Here is a 1,070-nt window from a genome sequence, read left to right on the forward strand (position 1 = left end):
CTAGGTGTGTTGTCCCGGCACGTTGGTGACAGGCGACACGCCTTGAGTGGTTCTTGAACGAGGTGAGGGCCTTCTGGCTCGGTGTGGATTGCGAAGTCTGCACCGATGCCAGGAGGCCCTCGTGATCCACCGTAACGCTCCGCTGACCCCGACCGGCCGTCTGCGTCTGGCCCGTTGCGTCGTGGAGGAGGGCTGGCCACTGCGCCGGGCCGCCGAGCGCTTCCAAGTCAGTCACACCACCGCGGCCCGCTGGGCCGACCGCTACCGCAGGCACGGACAGGCAGGGCTGCACGACCGTCCCAGCCGCCCCCACCATCAGCCGCTGCGGTCACCAAAGACGGCCGAGGAGGAAGTCCTCCGCCTGCGACGCGAGCACCGGATAGGCCCCCTGCGCCTGGCCGCACGCACCGGCCTGGCGGCCTCCACCTGCCACCGCATCCTGCTCCGGCACGGCATGCCCCCACTCGCCACGCTGGACAGAGCCACGGGTGAGCCGGTGCGCCGCTACGAACGGGCCCGGCCCGGCGAACTGGTCCACATCGACGTCAAGAAACTCGGCCGCATTCCCGACGGCGGCGGCCACCGGACCCTCGGCCGCCCGGAGGGACGAAAAAACCGCAACAGCATGGGACTCGCCTTCCTGCACACCGCCCTGGACGACCACTCCCGCCTGGCATACACCGAGGACCTGCCTGACGAGAAGGCCGCCACCTGCGCCGGCTTCCTACGACGGGCCGCCGCCTGGTTCGCCGCACGCGGCATCACCACCGAACGCGTCCTGACCGACAACGCCTGGTCCTACACCAAGAACACCTGGCAACACACCTGCCGCGAACTGGGCATCCAGCCCCGCTGGACACGCCCCTGGCGCCCGCAGACCAACGGCAAGGTCGAACGCTTCCACCGCACCCTGCTGGAGGAATGGGCCTACCACCAGCCCTACACCTCAGACCAGCAACGACAAGCAGCATTCCCCGACTGGCTCGACTGGTACAACCATCACCGACCCCACACCGGCATCGGCGGAGCCACACCAGCAAGCCGCGTCACCAACCTTCCCGAACAACACA

1 protein-coding gene is annotated in these 1,070 nt (G+C 68.8%); it reads left to right on the forward strand.

Features of this window, described 5'->3' with window-relative positions:
* Positions 1-121: 121 nt before the first annotated feature.
* A partial coding sequence (locus tag NMN56_RS42925; RefSeq protein ID WP_274048738.1) for an IS481 family transposase occupies positions 122-1,070 on the forward strand: 949 nt, incomplete at its 3' end.

Origin of the sequence: Streptomyces iconiensis, from assembly GCF_028657195.3 — a bacterium.
GTDB classification, from domain to species: domain Bacteria; phylum Actinomycetota; class Actinomycetes; order Streptomycetales; family Streptomycetaceae; genus Streptomyces; species Streptomyces iconiensis.